Here is a 15,193-nt window from a genome sequence, read left to right on the forward strand (position 1 = left end):
TTTTCTTTTATCTTACCGAATTATCGAAGAAATGTGAAGTTTCTTGACGTTCTAGAAGGGAATTGATAGTATGAATTAATAGTAGGATTTTTAAAAAAGGTGGGCAAATTATGGAACAAGTTAGGAACTTTGTTCATTACACGAAAGAAAAAACAGTGGAAAGCTGGCAGGCTTTGTTAGATGATCTATACCGAGATCAGAAAAAAACGATTTTCACGCTGATCGGAGGCATTCTTTTCGCGCTGGTTTTTGCAGGCTTGATCGTTTTTTCTCAAAATCGCATCAACGCCTCTTTAGTGGATCGAATCGCTTTCGACAAGTTACCTTCGGAAAAAGTACAGCCATTACCATATTTGACAGCTGATAAGACGATTCGAGAAACAAGAGCGATTTCTGTGATGTACAGTAAACCAAATGGCCCACAGCTGGATCAAGTGTTTGATCTGATCCAAGCACAGGAAGACGAAATGAATCGAACATTTTTTTATTATCCGATCGTCTATGACGTGGCATTTTTCTCCAATGAATATGACATTGATCCTGATAAAGTGACCTTTGTCTTCTATGAAGAAGGAGTCGAGAAAAATCGCTTTACTTTTGATTCATTTGAGCAGCCAACGACGGAATTCATCCCAGAATTGAATCGTTTACCCATGTGGACGATTCGTTCTTCTGCCAATGATTGATAAAAAAATCTGACAATTTGACAGAAAATTGTTGACGTTTTTTTATCAATAGGCTAAACTGAATTCAATCAAGAAAGAAAACAAGTTGAGAAGGAGGAACAATCATGAAACTATTTATTCCATTGCAAGTGAAATCATGGCAAAACTGGCGTAGATAGTTGTATTGATGGGACCTCATTCCATAGATACAACTTTTTAGAGAACCTTCTAAAGTGCTGTATCTATGCTGGTAGTTGAATTTATCGCCGCATAGGACAACCTTCTATGCGGCTTTTGCTTACTTGCAATTGCCGTCACATAGGCAGTTGCTTTTTTTGTTCTCAAAAACCGTAAAAACGAAAACACGAAAAACGTAAGCAGAAAAAGGAGAATGAAAAATGAAAAACAAGGGATTAATTGCATCGGTTGCCGTTATTTTATTATTTTTAGGAGCGACCTTTGTCTATCAGTTAGGAATGAGAAGTGGGACCAATCAAGCCAGTGAGACTTCGGAACCAGTAGAAAAAGCTGAAAAAACAGTTGGAATCCTGCAGTTTGTCAGTCATGAAGCGTTAGATGCGATCACCGAGGGGATCAAAGAAGGCCTTAAAGAATCAGGCTATACCGAAGGGGACAACTTGACGATTGAATTCCAAAACGGCCAAGCGGATCAAAGTAAATTGGCAACGATGAGTCAGCAGCTGCTAAATAAAGATGCCGACGTTTTGGTTGGGGTAGCAACACACGCAGCACAAGCGTTGGCGAATGTCACTCAGGATGTACCAATCGTTTTAGGAGCGGTCACTGATCCAGTTGGGGCAAATCTCGTGGCAGATATGGATCAACCCGGTGGAAATATCACTGGTGTTTCAGATAAAGCACCCGTCGCTGCGCAAATCAAACTAGCAAAAGATTTGCTGCCGGAGGCAAAAACAGTCGGCATTTTGTATTCTTCGACTGAAGACAATTCGAAATACCAAGTGGCAGAAGCAGAAGCTGCTGCCGAAGAAAATGGCTTGACCAGCAAATCGTATGCCGTTCCTTCAAGTAACGAAATTGCGCAAATGGTGCAAGTGATGGCACGAGAAGTCGACTTTATCTATATTCCGTTAGATAACACGATCGCAAACGCAATGCAGACGGTAGTACAAGAAGCCAATAAATCAAAAACGCCCATCATCACGTCTGTTGATACGATGGTGGAACAAGGCGGCTTAGCAACGGTTGGGCAAGATCAATTTACGATTGGGGTCGAAACTGGGAAGATGGTGGCAGCAATTCTTGACGGGACGGCCGAACCTGCGACAACTCCGATCTATACATTCAGCGATGGCGCAACGATCATTAATGAAACACAAGCGCAGTTATTGGGAATCACTATCCCAGAAAACCTCAAAGACGAGGCAAAATTGATTACAACGACACCGGAAAGTGAAGCAAGTGATGAGTAACAATTAGGAACAGCAATCACCTGCGATCACCGAGAGAGTCTTGAAAGAGAAAACTTGTAAGAATATGGAGGAAGAATGATGATTGTTTCAGCAATAGGGCAAGGGCTACTTTGGGGAATCCTGGGATTAGGGATTTTTATGACCTATCGTATTTTGAATTTCCCGGATATGACGACGGAAGGGTCCTTTCCGTTAGGCGGTGCTGTCTGTGTGACAGCGATCACCCATGGGGTGTCGCCCGTCTTAGCGACTTTGTTAGGAGTATTGGCTGGGATGTGTGCGGGCTGTGTGACAGGACTTCTTTATACAAAAGGCAAAATTCCCGTGATTTTAGCAGGTATTTTGGTGATGTCTTCATTGAACTCGGTCATGCTGTTTGTGATGCGCTCACCAAACCTCTCTTTATTAAACCAACCGAAAATTCAAGATTTTTTTACTAGAATGAATTTACCGAATTATTATGATACGGTGATTATCGGATTGATCATGGTCTTGTTGATTGGGGGCGTCTTGGTTTACTTTTTCCATACCAACTTGGGTCAAGCTTATATTGCTACCGGGGATAATGAACACATGGCCAAGTCAATGGGGATCAATACGGATCGAATGAAAATCATTGGACTGATCGTCTCCAATGGCGTGATCGCACTCTCAGGCGCATTGATCGCTCAAAACGACGGCTACGCCGACATAAGCAAGGGAATCGGTGTGATCGTTATCGGACTGGCGTCAATCATCATTGGTGAGGTATTATATGGTGAATTGACCTTGCTGGAACGTCTGATCGCTATCGTGATCGGCAGCATTATCTACCAATTATTGATCCTATTTGTGATCAAAGCTGGATTTGATACGACTTACTTGAAGATCTTCTCTGCAATCGTCTTGACGATCTGCCTGTTGATCCCTCAATTTAAACAAGCCTTGCATCTACGCACTGGTTTTGAAACGGAGGATGAATAATGTTAGCCTTAAAAAAAGCCTTTAAAGTTGTCGGCAACGGACCGAATGAGAAAAAAGTACTCTTGAATAAAATCGATCTTTCTTTAAAACCAGGAGAATTTGTCACGGTCGTCGGAGGAAATGGCGCCGGCAAAAGTACGTTATTCAACTGTATCTCAGGCACCATGCCCTTGACGAGTGGGCAAGTGATGATCGATGATCAAAACGTGACCGCACTTTCGGAAGAAAAACGCGCCCGCTTTTTGGCACGTGTCTTCCAAGACCCGAAAATGGGGACGGCTCCCCGTATGACAGTGGCAGAAAATCTTCTATTAGCACAAAAAAGAGGGGAAAAACGGTCACTAGGTCTTCGACAACTCCAAGGGCAAAGAGAAACGTTCTATGCCCTTTGTAAAGAAATCGGCAATGGGTTGGAAAATCATTTGGATACGCCAACGGGCAGTTTATCTGGTGGTCAACGACAGGCACTAAGTTTATTGATGGCAACGATTCAAACACCAAAACTGTTGTTGCTAGATGAACATACGGCTGCGTTAGACCCAAAGACCTCCAAACAGCTGATGCAAATCACAGCAAAACGCGTGGAAGAACAAAACCTAACTTGTCTCATGATCACCCATCGGATGGAAGATGCATTAAAATACGGAGACCGCCTGATCCTGCTCAGAAAAGGGGAAATCGTCAAGGATCTTTCAGCAGATGAAAAAGCTCGCTTAAGTTTACCAGAACTGTTACTGTTCTTTGAAGACGACTTATAAACCCTTGATAGAACAGTGTTTTCAAAAAAAATAATCAAATAAATGAAAAAAATAAGAAAAAATCATTGACATCTTTCAAAGTTAAACCTATACTTAGGTCAATCTTACATCAGTTTGGAGCGAAGGACTATGCAAAAATTATTGCTAACGAACCCCACACAACTGAATAAATATTACTTTAGCTATTTTAGATAGGTTTGTATTCATGAAGGCATGGGTACAAACGCTAAGTTTGTATCTATGATGGCTAGAGCATTTCGTAATGAATTCGCAGCCACGTAGATCGTAAAATCTATAGTGGCTATTTTTTATATTCACATATCTAGCTTTGCCGATATGTAATGTTTGAAGGTGTTCACTGTAGATTCTTAAATTTACGGTGGACATCTTTTTTTGTTGAAAGGAATGAACCAGATGAAACAAATGATAACCGGTCACACACGGTTGGCGGCGCTATTTGCCAAACCAGCCAAACACAGCATCTCTCCAGCGATGCACAATCTTTCTTTTGAAGAACAAGGGATCGACGCCGTGTATCTGGCCTTTGATGTTGAGCCGGATGATTTAGCCGCTAGTATCCAAAGCATCCGTCAGTTGGATCTCTTAGGTGTCAATCTATCAATGCCCCATAAAATGGCAGCAGTACCGTTGATGGATGAATGCTCACCAGCAGCCGAGCTGATCGGCGCAATCAATACAATCGTCAATCAAGAGGGGCGATTGATTGGTCACAATACAGATGGTATCGGCTTTATGCGCGCACTTGAAGACATTCAAGTGTCGATCATTGGAAAAACGATGACTGTGATCGGTGCAGGTGGAGCAGCGACAGCAATCATTAGTCAAGCTGCACTAGATGGTGTCAAAACGATCCGTGTCTTTAACCGCAAGGATGAGTTTTATCCAATCATCCAGGAAAAATTGACACAGATCGCAGAAAAGACCGCCTCTGAGATCACATTAACGGATTTAGAAGATCAGACGGCTCTAAAAACAGCCATCGATCAAAGCAGTCTTTTAGTTAATGCTACTGGCGTGGGGATGAAGCCGAATGATACGGTAAGTCCTCTAAAAGACAAAACACTCTTGCGGGAATCATTAGCTGTCTATGATGTCATCTATAATCCAAGAGAAACGCAGCTTTTGAAAGATGCGAAAGAAGTCGGTGCCAAAACTGCAAACGGCTTAAGCATGTTGCTGTATCAAGGTGCAGCTGCATTTAAACTTTGGACAGGCCAAGAAATGCCTGTTGAAAAAGTAAAAGCACTTATTGAATCCATGTAAAAAATAAAAAAATTAGAAAAAACGAAAGTAGGAAGAAAAAATGATCGTAATTATGAAACCAGGCGCTACGCCAGAACAAGTTGAAGTTGTTGTAACTAGAATCAAAAAAGAAGGCTTAGATGTTCAAGTCAACCAAGGAAAAGAACAGGTCGTTATCGGGTTAAAAGGGGATACACGCCGCATCCAAGATGTTGCTTTTCGCAGCTACGAAGGTGTCGAAGATGCCATTCGGATCTCAAATACTTACAAATTGACCTCTCGTGAGTTCCATCCGCAAGATACGGTTGTGGATGTAGATGGTGTGAAAATCGGTGACGGCAACTTTGTTACGATGGCTGGTCCATGTTCGATTGAAGGATTAGACCAAATTCGTGAATGTGCCCGAATCGCCAAAGCTGGTGGTGCACAAATCTTACGTGGTGGTGCCTTCAAACCCCGCACGTCGCCTTACGCATTCCAAGGGCTTGAAGAAGAAGGGCTAAAATACATTCGCCAAGCAGCTGATGAAACTGGCATGAAAGTCATCACAGAAGTCATGGACGAAGGGCATATCGATATGGTGGCGGAATACAGTGATATTTTACAGATTGGTGCTCGGAACATGCAAAACTTCAAATTGCTAGCTGCCGTTGGAAAAACCGGGAAACCAATTGGCCTTAAACGAGGCATCTCAGGCACGATCGACGAATGGTTGAATGCTGCGGAATACATCGCCGTTCAAGATAAAAGTGAAGTGATTTTCATTGAACGTGGGATCCGAACTTACGAAACAGCAACCCGTAATACCTTTGATCTAAGTGCAGTACCAATCATCAAAAAATTGAGCCACTTCCCAATCATCGTTGATCCTAGTCATGGAACAGGTATTTGGGATCTTGTACCACCAATGGCAAGAGCGGGTGTTGCTGCTGGCGCCGATGGGATGATCGTTGAGATCCATCCAGATCCAGCCAATGCTTGGTCTGATGGCCCTCAATCACTTAATGAAAAAACGTACATGAACATGATGAAAGAAGTCCATATCATGGAAAAAGCGATGAAAGAAATCAAAGCGTTGCAAGACTAAGCGTGAAGACAACCAATAAAAGAGGTGCAAAAATCAATGTTACACATTCACTTAGAAGACCATTCCTATGATATCCTCATTAAACGAGGGGCGTTTCGAAAAGTCGGAACCTGGGTACAACAGTTGTGGGACAAACAGCGCATTGCCGTCATTACAGACAGCAATGTCGCACCCCTGTATGGCGGACAAATCGTTGATTCCATAACCGCTGCCGGGTTTGAAGCGACACTGTTAATCGTACCAGCCGGCGAAAAAAGCAAATCACTAGAGCAAGCAGCTAGTTTATATGATGGTCTTGCCCAATTCGGAATGACCAGAAGCGATGGGATCATTGCCCTTGGTGGCGGTGTGATCGGTGATCTCGGAGGATTTGTTGCTTCTACTTATATGCGCGGCATTGATTTCTTGCAGATTCCGACGACGTTATTGGCACAGGTCGATTCAAGTATCGGCGGAAAAACAGCTGTAAATACTGGCAGTGCCAAGAATCTCGTTGGCACGTTTGCCCAACCAGCCGGTGTGATGATCGATCCAGATTTACTTGAAAGTTTGCCGCTTAAACGCGTCCAAGAAGGCATTGCTGAAATCATCAAGTCAGCCGCTATTGCAGATCCTGAACTTTGGCAAACGTTAGCAGGTTTGAAAGATGAAGCCGATTTGTTGGCCCACGCTGAAAATGTGATCACAGCTTCTTTAAAGGTTAAACAAAAAGTAGTGGAAGAAGACCCCTTTGATCATGGTAGTCGTCTGACACTGAACTTCGGTCATACGATCGGTCATGGCTTAGAAAGAACGGCTGCTTTTGAGACAAGTCACGGAGAAGGCGTTGCGATGGGGATGATTATGATCACCCGACATGCAGAAGTCACCGGATTAACACCAAAAGGTACGACCCAGCAACTTACAGAAATGGTTGAGAAGTTTCACTTGCCGATTACACCAAGGGAAATAGATAAAGAGCAATTATACCAAGCAATCACTCATGATAAAAAAGCCCGCGGGCAACAATTGAAGATTATTCTATTAGAAGCGATCGGTCAGGCGAAAATCGTGACGATCCCGACTGAAAAAATCAAAGACTACCTAGTATAAGAAAGGAAGGTAACGGATCATGCGTTATATTACAGCAGGCGAATCACATGGACCAGAGTTGACCGCCATTATCGAAGGGTTACCGGCAGGATTGCCATTAACAGCAGAAGACATCAATTTTGAATTAGCGAGACGACAAACCGGCTATGGTCGTGGGGGACGGATGTTGATTGAAAAAGACCAAGTCCGTATCACTTCCGGTATCCGTCATGGAAAAACATTAGGCTCTCCTGTGACTTTAGTGGTCGAGAACAAAGATTGGAAAAATTGGACCAAGGTCATGGCAATCGAAGAGGTACCAGAAAAAGACCGCAAACTACGACGAGTGGCACGACCAAGACCTGGTCATGCTGACTTGGTCGGCGGCATGAAATACCACCATCAAGATCTACGAAACGTCCTGGAACGTTCATCTGCCCGGGAAACGACTATGCGGGTAGCCATCGGCGCAATCGCGAAGAAAATTTTGAAGGAGCTTGGCATCGATGTGGCAGGTCATGTAACGATGTTAGGCGGCATCAAAGCAGAAATTCCAGAAGGCTTGACTGTCAAAGAAATCGCACAACGCTCTGAAGCCTCGGAAGTAAGAGTCTTAGATCCATCTGTCGAGGAAGAAATTAAACAGTTGATCGATCAAACGAAGAAAAATGGTGATACGATCGGCGGCGTAGTGGAAGTGCTTGTTGGCGGCGTTCCTGCTGGTCTTGGCAGTTACGTGCAATGGGACAAAAAACTTGATGCGAAGATTGCCCAAGCCGTGGTCAGTATCAACGCCTTTAAAGGTGCTGAGTTCGGTGTTGGCTTTGAGGCAGGTGTTTTACCGGGTTCTAAAGTCATGGATGAGATTTTATGGGACGAACAACGGGGCTACACCCGTCGCAGCAACAACCTAGGTGGTTTTGAAGGCGGCATGACGAACGGGGAACCAATTGTGGTTCGCGGGGTTATGAAGCCGATCCCGACCTTGTACAAGCCGTTGCAAAGTGTTGATATCGACAGCAAAGAACCGTATAAAGCAAGCGTCGAACGCTCAGATAGCACCGCTGTACCAGCAGCTAGTGTTGTTTGTGAGAGTGTGGTGGCAACAGTGGTGGCCAATGAACTATTAGAAAAGTTTCCAAGTGATTCTTTCGAAGAATTGACCGCATCTGTTCAGGCGTATCGAGAATACTTGTTAACCTACTGATTAAAGAAACAGCAAAAAATTCCAGTAGAAATGAGGATTCTTTTCATGAGCCAAAATATCTTCGTCGCCGGTCTAGGATTGATCGGCGCTTCCTTAGCAACATGTATCAAAAAGGCACATCCGCAAGTGCATTTGATGGGGTGGGATTGTCAGGAAACCAATGAGATCGCATTAGCAACAAATTTAGTAGACGAAGTGCCCCCTTCATTTTCTGAAGGTGCTGTCCGTGCCGACGTGATTTTGTTGGCATTGCCGGTAGAGATCACCAAAAACTATCTTGCCGAACTGGGGGCACTTTCATTAAAGCCTTCGGTGCTAGTAACAGACACCGGCAGTACCAAAGCGGAAATCACGCAATTTGCCGAGTCCTTTTCCTTTGATTTTATTGGGGGCCATCCGATGGCTGGCTCTCATAAATCAGGGATCACAGCAGCCGATGAGAACCTTTTCGAGAATGCTTACTATATCTTCACACCGACGAAAAGTCAGCGGGTGGAAGAACTACAAGAGCTTTTTCGCGGCACTAGAGCCAAATATGTGGCACTTGCTCCCCAAGAGCATGATCAAATCACAGGGATGTTGAGCCATCTGCCTCATATTATTGCTTCGGGATTAGTCAATCAGGCAGATGCCTTCAACCACGAACACCCTAGAGCACAGCAACTTGCAGCAGGCGGTTTTCGCGATATCACTCGCATTGCTTCTTCAGATCCTCGTATGTGGACCGATATCTTATTGAGTAATCGACAGGAGCTGCTGCAGCTGATCGATGAGTGGCAAAAACAAATGACGACCATGGCTCACTGGTTGCAGAAAAAAGACGAACGGGCGATCTTTCGGTTTTTTGAATCCGCGAAGGAAACACGGGATCAATTGCCGGTTCATCAAAATGGGGCGATCCCAGCATTCTATGATCTATTCATCGATGTACCGGATCATCCCGGCGTTGTCGCTGAAGTGACGGGGCTATTGAGCGAACATCAGCTCTCTTTGATCAACTTGAAAATTCTTGAAACTCGAGAAGATATTATTGGTGTTTTACAGATTTCATTCAAAACGCAAAATGATTTGCTGCAAGCAGAGCAGCTGATTCAAAAAAAGACGACCTATTCATGTCGAAAAAAATAGGAGGCCGTTATGAAACTAAAAAAAGCAACACATCTAAAAGGGACGATAGCAGTCCCTGCTGACAAATCAATCTCGCATCGTAGTATCATGTTCGGGGCGTTAGCCGAAGGGACAACGATTGTCCGTAATTTCTTGCGTGGAGAAGACTGCTATAGCACCCTTCATGCATTTCAATCATTAGGCGTTCCAATCCATGATGACGGTCAGTCGATCACGATTGAAGGACAGGGCTTTAATGGCCTTAAGCCTGCCCAAGACCCAATTGATATCGGCAATTCTGGTACAACAATTCGCTTAATGATGGGGATTTTGGCTGGACAGCCATTTACAACCACCTTATTCGGCGATAACTCTTTGAATAAACGTCCGATGAACCGAGTGATGCTGCCATTAAGAGAAATGGGTGCCAATGTGAGAGGGCATGAGCAGACGGAGTTCCCACCGATCACCGTTAATGGTACTGCTTCTTTACAGCCCATCAATTATCAGATGCCCGTAGCAAGTGCCCAAGTAAAATCGGCGCTGATTTTTGCGGCAATGCAAGCACAAGGTACCTCGACGATTATTGAAAAAGAGGCGAGCCGTAACCATACTGAAGAAATGATCCGTCAATTCGGTGGCGTCATCACAACACAAGGCAAAACGATCACTGTGACGGGACCTCAAACACTCCAAGGACAAGAAGTAATTGTTCCTGGTGATATTTCCTCCGCTGCTTTTTTCCTAACAGCCGGCGCGATTATGCCAGAAAGTGAGATCGTTTTAAAAAATGTCGGGATCAACCCCACTCGTACAGGAATTCTTGACGTGCTTGAGGAGATGGGTGCTTCAATTGCTTTTTCTAATCAAGACGATCAGAATCAATCAGCTGACCTTACCGTTCGAAGTTCTACCTTGCAGGCAGTAACCATCGCTGGCGATATTATCCCACGCTTGATCGACGAATTGCCGATCATTGCTTTGTTAGCCACGCAGGCTCATGGCAAAACGGTGATCAAAGATGCGGAAGAACTGAAAGTAAAAGAAACCAACCGAATCGATGCAACTGCCGAAGAGTTGACAAAACTTGGGGCGGACATCACTCCCACCGAGGACGGGTTGATCATCAACGGTCCAACCCCTTTGCATGGCGGACGTGTGTCAAGTCGGGGGGACCATCGCATCGGCATGATGCTGCAAATTGCCGCCTTATTGACAGATGAAGAGGTAGAATTAGAAAAAGCCGAAGCCGTAGCAGTTTCTTATCCTGATTTTTTTCAGGATGTCGCACGTTTGGCTAAAGGAGGAAACAGCGAGTGAAAAAAGTGATATTAATTGGATTTATGGGTGCTGGAAAAACCACGATTGGTCGTCTTTTGGCTGAAGAAACGAAACAGTCTCATGTGGATTTTGATGACTTGATCGTTGCTGAGATCGGCATGACCATTCAAGAATTTTTCGACCAACACGGTGAGGAAGCCTTTCGCAAAATCGAAACGGATATTTTAGCTAAAACTTTGGCAAAGGAACAAATTATTTCCACTGGTGGGGGCATCGTATTAAAAGAAGAAAATCGTCAACTTTTAAAAGAGATACCGCTCGTCGTGTATTTAAAAACAGATCCCGAGGAGCTGATTCATCGCTTAAAGGCGGATAATGGCAGCATTCGTCCCTTAGTCGTCTCAAAATCACCAGAAGAAATATTGACTGTTTACCGTCCTCGGATCCCTCTTTATGAAGAAACTGCTTCATTTATCGTTGAAACGACGAATAAAGCACCAGAAGAAATCGTACAGGAAATTTTGATCAAAGCGGGTGCATAAAATGAAGATTGGTTATTTAGGACCGAAAAGTTCCTTTACGCATTTAGCTGCGCAAGAGGCTTATCCGGAAAATACCTGTATCCCCTATGGATCGATTCCGCTTTGTATTCAAGCGCTAGCTAACGGCGTGATCGATCGCGCGGTCGTTCCGAACGAGAACTCATTAGAAGGGTCTGTTCATGCCACGATTGATACGCTCTTTCGTCAAAATCAGTTGAGCATCGAACAGGAAGTTATTTTACCGATCAATCATCAATTGTTAGTTTCTCAGCAATCAGCAAAAGACAACCGTCCCATCACTAAGATAATTTCTCATCCGCAAGCCTTAGCGCAATGTGCCGACTTCATCGAAGCCCGATTTGCTGGAGCTACTGTTGAGGCGGTTGCTTCCACAACGACTGCAGCAGCCTACGTAGCAAAACATCCAGAAGAAGCAGTTGCGGCGATTGCTTCCAAAGAAGCGGCATTGGCCTATCAATTAACGATCAAAGAAACCAATATTCAAGATGTTGCCTTTAATCAAACCCGTTTTTGGGTTTTGACGAAGAAAGTAGCAAACACCCAGTTACCAGAGCAGACTGCTGAGAAAGCAACGATTTTTGTGACGCTGCCAGCAAACCGACCGGGAATCTTGCACAAAATCTTAGCAACCTTTGGCTGGCGAGAAATTGATTTAAGCAAAATTGAATCGCGGCCTTCAAAAACCACCTTAGGGGAATACTTTTTCGTGATCGATCTGGTGATGGACAAGCCGTGGCAACTGATTGTAAATGCCTTTGAAGAGATTCAGTTGTTGGGTGGTCAAGTCCATCTTCTCGGCGTGTATTCCGTAAATGTTGTTGAGGAAGTGACAAAAAATGACTCAAGTCAAAATAAAATTTAGCCAAGATGAAACCCTATTAGCAACGTTTCATAAAGAGATCCAAACACAGCACCATCAATGGTACCCAACGATTTTTAAGCCCTTTGATCAGTCAAGATTTGAACAAGCAATCACACAGCAGCTGCAAGAGCCAAGCCACCACTTTTTTATCGCTTGGTTGGCGGACCAGCCTTGTGGCTTTGTGCATCTTCAAGAGGTCTGTTTGCCACAAAATGCGATGATGCATGAACGAAAGTGGCTGGAAATTGCAGCGATCGCTGTTGACCCTCGGTACCAAGGGATGCATATTGGAAAACAATTGTTGGCATTTGCTGAAAATGTTGCGCTGGAAAAAGGCTTCGATGATCTCTCACTAAACTTTTGGTCGGCAAACCAAGTGAAATCATTTTATGAGCAAGCAGGATTTGTGAGCATACGACAAGGCGCATCAAAGCATCTAAGGTAAAATATGAAGAAATTTCCTAGAAAAAGGTTAAAATTTCAGAAAATAGCTTTCTTTCTATAAGGTCTAGGGTATCCTTATAGAAAGAAAGCTATTTTTTAGTTGGAGGATCAGAAGCAATGAGCAGGATGGAAAAAAATAAAAAACTGCATGAACGGCTAGAAAAGGAATCCAGTCAGGCAGCCAAAGAAAGTATCTTTGCCCGTCGAGAAGCCAAAAGAAGAAACCAGCGCGTCAGACCGAGTGATTCTACTTTTTCTGCTGATGAGCGAGTAGGAGACATTCCTTATCAAAACACCGAGCATCCTAGGGCAAGCGACTCATGTGCGGCTCAAAGTTCTCGAGAACAGTCACAAGTAGGAGCAATAAAATCTGAGGGACGAAAAAGCGCGATCCCTCCGCTATCTGCTCAGAAGCCTGCGATGCATCAAAGCCAGGAACAATGCAAACAAAAACCGCCAAAGCTTAAGAAGACCAAGCAACCCAAACAAAAGAAAAAGCGGAAGCACCCAGTTCTGCGTATTGTGGTTCGGGTACTATTGGTGCTTTTTGCCTATTCATTGATTGCGTTTCTTGTCGGTCAGCAAGTCGCAAGAAGTGACGCTGCTTTTTCTACGACCGATGAAGAGACCTTTAATGGTACGGCCGCTGCAAATGGTGCTCGGAATATATTGCTCATTGGTAGTGATAGTCGTGAAGGAGAAGCTGGACGAGCAGACACTATTATGGTTTTGCAATTAGATGGTCCCAGTAAGCAACCGAAGCTACTTTCCTTTATGCGGGATACTTTAGTTACGATTCCCGGTTATGGTGAAAACAAGATCAATGCGGCTTATGCCTTTGGTGGTGCTGATTTGGTTAGACAAACGTTAGCGGAGAACTTCGGGCTAGAAACCAACTATTATGCAAAAGTTGACTTTCGTTCCTTTGAAAAAGTGATCGACACATTGTTTCCCTCAGGCGTTGCTATCAACGCGGAAAAAGATATGAGTAAAAATCTTGAAGTTGCCATCAAGCAAGGGCAACAACAAATGAATGGGCTTGAGCTGTTGCAATACGCACGCTTTCGGATGGACGAAGAAGGTGACTTCGGTCGTGTAAGACGACAGCAGCAAGTAATGGATGCGATCTTTAGCGAAATGAAAAATCCTTTAGCTATTTTAAAATTGCCTTATGCAGCTGGAAAAGTCTTAGGCTATGCTTCCACCAACCTGCCAATGTCTTTCCTGTTAAAAAATACCTTCTCGATTGCTCGAGGGGCGGGAGGAGTCGACAGCTTGACTGTCCCAGTCGCTGACTCTTGGCAATACGGTTCAAGTGCGAGTGCCGGAAGTGTGTTAGTCGTCAATCTTGAAACCAATCAACAAGCGATCAGGAATTTTCTTAATGAGTAAGCAGAATGAAAAGTTCTGAAAACCATTTGAAAGTAAGTAAATTTATGCTATATTATTAATGACGTTTGAAATTTGTTGAAACGAGGAAAAAGAATGAAATTAGCCGTTGTTACTGACAGTACAGCTTATCTGCCGGAACGGATCAAAAACCATGAAGATTTGTTTATCATACCGATCCCTGTTATTTTAGATGGAAAAGTCTACAATGAGGGCATCGACATTGAAGCTGATGAGTATTACGCTTTGTTGAAAAACAGCAAAGAATTCCCAACCACTTCTCAACCGGTATTAGGAGAAGTGTTAGCCTTATATGAGTCATTGAAAGATCGCGGTTACGACACGATCATTAGTATCCACTTATCAAGCGGTATCTCTGGATTTATCGGAACGCTTTATGGAATTACCGATGAAATCGAAGGCGTTCAAATCATTCCTTACGATTCGAAAATCACAAGTATGCCGATGGGGCACATGGTAGAAACCGCTCTTGATCTGTCAAGTCAAGGCAAAACCGTAGAAGAGATCATTTCCCATCTGGACACTATCAGAGACAATACCTATGCCTATTTGATCGTTGACGACTTGAATAACTTGGTTCGTGGCGGTCGCTTAACCAATGGAGCAGCCTTGATTGGCGGATTATTAAAAATCAAACCGATTTTGACCTTTGATCAAGGAAAAATTGTGCTTTACGAGCGCATTCGTTCCAGCAAAAAAGCATTCAATCGCGCGGAAGATATCATTGGTCAACGGGAGCAAGAAATCGCATTGCCTGTTAAATTTTATGTAATCCACGCCAATAATTTAGAAGTAGCGAAAGAAGAAAAAGCGAAGCTACAAGCGAAATACCCAAATGCAGAAATTGAGATTGGTCACTTCGGACCAGTTATCGGCACGCATTTAGGGGAAAAAGCCATTGGCATCGCTATTTCAGCGCAATAATTTTTATTTTTTCTATGTTTATTCACGCCATTATCTCCTCAAGACAATGTATGTAAGAATCAGTTAGACGTTCGTCTAGCTGGTTCTTTTTTCTGCTTTTTTGAGATTCGCTTGTAAAAAATCACACAAACTCGTAC

Annotated in this window: 15 protein-coding genes; all 15 read left to right on the plus strand. The window is 43.7% G+C overall.

Annotated elements, in window-relative coordinates:
- Positions 1–110: 110 nt before the first annotated feature.
- Positions 111–686 (plus strand): hypothetical protein, encoded by a 576-nt coding sequence (locus IGJ74_RS09545; RefSeq protein ID WP_005235969.1) that lies wholly within the window; start codon positions 111–113, stop codon positions 684–686.
- A 377-nt stretch (positions 687–1,063) separates the two neighbouring features.
- The gene (gene trpX / locus IGJ74_RS09550) at positions 1,064–2,116 is read left to right on the plus strand and encodes a tryptophan ABC transporter substrate-binding protein (protein WP_430608381.1); all 1,053 of its coding nucleotides are present in this window, start codon (positions 1,064–1,066) and stop codon (positions 2,114–2,116) included.
- 78 nt (positions 2,117–2,194) lie between these two features.
- Positions 2,195–3,079 (plus strand): ABC transporter permease, encoded by an 885-nt coding sequence (locus IGJ74_RS09555; protein ID WP_008379889.1) that lies wholly within the window; start codon positions 2,195–2,197, stop codon positions 3,077–3,079.
- Positions 3,079–3,837 (plus strand): ABC transporter ATP-binding protein, encoded by a 759-nt coding sequence (locus IGJ74_RS09560; RefSeq protein ID WP_008379891.1) that lies wholly within the window; start codon positions 3,079–3,081, stop codon positions 3,835–3,837. The genes IGJ74_RS09555 and IGJ74_RS09560 overlap by 1 nt, the downstream gene beginning before the upstream one ends.
- A 414-nt stretch (positions 3,838–4,251) precedes the next feature.
- The gene (locus IGJ74_RS09565) at positions 4,252–5,121 is read left to right on the plus strand and encodes a shikimate dehydrogenase (RefSeq protein WP_176374274.1); all 870 of its coding nucleotides are present in this window, start codon (positions 4,252–4,254) and stop codon (positions 5,119–5,121) included.
- 40 nt (positions 5,122–5,161) lie between these two features.
- The gene (gene aroF, locus IGJ74_RS09570) at positions 5,162–6,187 is read left to right on the plus strand and encodes a 3-deoxy-7-phosphoheptulonate synthase (protein ID WP_005226100.1); all 1,026 of its coding nucleotides are present in this window, start codon (positions 5,162–5,164) and stop codon (positions 6,185–6,187) included.
- Positions 6,188–6,223: 36 nt separating this feature from the next.
- Positions 6,224–7,279, plus strand: coding sequence for a 3-dehydroquinate synthase (gene aroB / locus IGJ74_RS09575; protein WP_086316124.1), 1,056 nt, complete (start codon positions 6,224–6,226; stop codon positions 7,277–7,279).
- A 19-nt stretch (positions 7,280–7,298) separates the two neighbouring features.
- Positions 7,299–8,465 carry a chorismate synthase gene (aroC, locus tag IGJ74_RS09580; RefSeq protein ID WP_016620144.1) on the plus strand — a complete coding sequence of 389 codons (1,167 nt, stop codon included), beginning with the start codon at positions 7,299–7,301 and terminating at the stop codon, positions 8,463–8,465.
- Positions 8,466–8,510: 45 nt separating this feature from the next.
- Positions 8,511–9,593, plus strand: a complete 1,083-nt coding sequence (locus IGJ74_RS09585; RefSeq protein ID WP_008379898.1) for a prephenate dehydrogenase — start codon at positions 8,511–8,513, stop codon at positions 9,591–9,593.
- Between the two features lie 9 nt (positions 9,594–9,602).
- Positions 9,603–10,892, plus strand: coding sequence for a 3-phosphoshikimate 1-carboxyvinyltransferase (gene aroA, locus IGJ74_RS09590; RefSeq protein WP_430608383.1), 1,290 nt, complete (start codon positions 9,603–9,605; stop codon positions 10,890–10,892).
- The gene (locus IGJ74_RS09595) at positions 10,889–11,395 is read left to right on the plus strand and encodes a shikimate kinase (RefSeq protein WP_218193046.1); all 507 of its coding nucleotides are present in this window, start codon (positions 10,889–10,891) and stop codon (positions 11,393–11,395) included. The genes aroA and IGJ74_RS09595 overlap by 4 nt, the downstream gene beginning before the upstream one ends.
- Position 11,396: 1 nt before the next feature.
- On the plus strand, positions 11,397–12,278 hold the full coding sequence (pheA, locus tag IGJ74_RS09600; RefSeq protein WP_016620141.1) for a prephenate dehydratase: 882 nt from the start codon (positions 11,397–11,399) through the stop codon (positions 12,276–12,278).
- Positions 12,253–12,723: a GNAT family N-acetyltransferase gene (locus IGJ74_RS09605; RefSeq protein ID WP_005235950.1), complete on the plus strand. Its 471-nt coding sequence runs from the start codon at positions 12,253–12,255 to the stop codon at positions 12,721–12,723. The genes pheA and IGJ74_RS09605 overlap by 26 nt, the downstream gene beginning before the upstream one ends.
- A 116-nt stretch (positions 12,724–12,839) precedes the next feature.
- Positions 12,840–14,114: an LCP family protein gene (locus tag IGJ74_RS09610; RefSeq protein ID WP_087664141.1), complete on the plus strand. Its 1,275-nt coding sequence runs from the start codon at positions 12,840–12,842 to the stop codon at positions 14,112–14,114.
- Between the two features lie 93 nt (positions 14,115–14,207).
- A complete protein-coding gene (locus IGJ74_RS09615) occupies positions 14,208–15,056 on the plus strand; it encodes a DegV family protein (RefSeq protein WP_005235946.1) in 849 nt (282 codons plus the stop codon).
- The last annotated feature ends 137 nt before the right edge of the window (positions 15,057–15,193 follow it).

The sequence above is a fragment of the Enterococcus sp. AZ009 genome (genome assembly GCF_050548785.1).
Lineage (GTDB): Bacteria > Bacillota > Bacilli > Lactobacillales > Enterococcaceae > Enterococcus_D > Enterococcus_D entomosocium.

What these genes read in the sequence shown, in the direction of transcription:
- aroA (WP_430608383.1), top strand. Translation starts at nt 9,603, where the DNA reads ATGAAACTAAAAAAAGCAACACATCTAAAAGGGACGATAGCAGTCCCT.
- IGJ74_RS09615 (WP_005235946.1), top strand. Translation starts at nt 14,208, where the DNA reads ATGAAATTAGCCGTTGTTACTGACAGTACAGCTTATCTGCCGGAACGG.
- aroB (WP_086316124.1), top strand. Translation starts at nt 6,224, where the DNA reads ATGTTACACATTCACTTAGAAGACCATTCCTATGATATCCTCATTAAA.
- IGJ74_RS09610 (WP_087664141.1), top strand. Translation starts at nt 12,840, where the DNA reads ATGAGCAGGATGGAAAAAAATAAAAAACTGCATGAACGGCTAGAAAAG.
- IGJ74_RS09565 (WP_176374274.1), top strand. Translation starts at nt 4,252, where the DNA reads ATGAAACAAATGATAACCGGTCACACACGGTTGGCGGCGCTATTTGCC.
- trpX (WP_430608381.1), top strand. Translation starts at nt 1,064, where the DNA reads ATGAAAAACAAGGGATTAATTGCATCGGTTGCCGTTATTTTATTATTT.
- aroF (WP_005226100.1), top strand. Translation starts at nt 5,162, where the DNA reads ATGATCGTAATTATGAAACCAGGCGCTACGCCAGAACAAGTTGAAGTT.
- IGJ74_RS09585 (WP_008379898.1), top strand. Translation starts at nt 8,511, where the DNA reads ATGAGCCAAAATATCTTCGTCGCCGGTCTAGGATTGATCGGCGCTTCC.
- IGJ74_RS09560 (WP_008379891.1), top strand. Translation starts at nt 3,079, where the DNA reads ATGTTAGCCTTAAAAAAAGCCTTTAAAGTTGTCGGCAACGGACCGAAT.
- IGJ74_RS09555 (WP_008379889.1), top strand. Translation starts at nt 2,195, where the DNA reads ATGATTGTTTCAGCAATAGGGCAAGGGCTACTTTGGGGAATCCTGGGA.
- IGJ74_RS09605 (WP_005235950.1), top strand. Translation starts at nt 12,253, where the DNA reads ATGACTCAAGTCAAAATAAAATTTAGCCAAGATGAAACCCTATTAGCA.
- aroC (WP_016620144.1), top strand. Translation starts at nt 7,299, where the DNA reads ATGCGTTATATTACAGCAGGCGAATCACATGGACCAGAGTTGACCGCC.
- pheA (WP_016620141.1), top strand. Translation starts at nt 11,397, where the DNA reads ATGAAGATTGGTTATTTAGGACCGAAAAGTTCCTTTACGCATTTAGCT.
- IGJ74_RS09545 (WP_005235969.1), top strand. Translation starts at nt 111, where the DNA reads ATGGAACAAGTTAGGAACTTTGTTCATTACACGAAAGAAAAAACAGTG.